Genomic DNA, 633 nt, shown 5'->3' with positions numbered 1-633 from the left:
AGTGTTGAGAAGGTTGTTCAAACTTTATATTAAAATTTCAGATAATGACTGGTTACGTAATTTTTAATATTAAAATTACAAACCCAGAAAATTACAAAGAATATATTGAAAAAGTAAAACCAGTCGCAGAGAAATTTGGAGCAGAATATATTGTAAGAGGTGGAGAGTTTGAATTAGTTGAGGGTAATTGGGAACACCCAAGAACTATTGTGATAAAGTTTCCTAGTTATGAGAAAGCTCAGGAGTGGTATAAATCTGAAGAATATAAACCAATAAAGAAAATCCGTTTAGATAACGCATTATCAAATGGAATAATAATAAAAGGAGAATAAAAATGTCAATTTTAGCTAAATATAATAAAGCGATGAACGATAAAGATGAGGCAGCATTAAGAGACATAATTCACGACGATTATACATTTACTATGCATAAATCAGGAACTGTTTTAAAAAAAGACGATGTAGTAAAATGGGCAATGAGTGGAGATATCAATAGAGATAAAGTTAGAGTTATTTATGAAAATGATGAAATTGGTGTTGAACATGCATTTGTAACATTTAATGATGGAAATAAAGAAGCTGTAATGGCTGTTTTTAAATTTAAGGATGGCAAAGTTTTTGCGCTTGAAACTGG

At 29.7% G+C, this 633-nt stretch carries 2 protein-coding genes; both read left to right on the top strand.

What is annotated here, in order from left to right; all coding sequences use genetic code 11:
- The first annotated feature begins 44 nt into the window (after nucleotides 1-44).
- Entirely contained in the window at nucleotides 45-332 is a 288-nt protein-coding gene (locus AMN80_RS00285; protein ID WP_075520035.1) for a DUF1330 domain-containing protein, read from the top strand.
- Between the two features lie 2 nt (nucleotides 333-334).
- Nucleotides 335-633: nuclear transport factor 2 family protein (locus tag AMN80_RS00280; protein WP_075520034.1), on the top strand; the 299-nt coding region annotated here is incomplete at its 3' end.

Source organism: Candidatus Pelagibacter communis, assembly GCF_001179985.1.
Classification (GTDB): Bacteria; Pseudomonadota; Alphaproteobacteria; order Pelagibacterales; family Pelagibacteraceae; genus Pelagibacter; species Pelagibacter ubique_J.
Note: the sequence above shows the minus strand (reverse complement) of the source record. Positions and strands in the feature narration are given on the sequence as shown.

What these genes read in the sequence shown, in the direction of transcription:
- AMN80_RS00285 (WP_075520035.1), top strand. Translation starts at nt 45, where the DNA reads ATGACTGGTTACGTAATTTTTAATATTAAAATTACAAACCCAGAAAAT.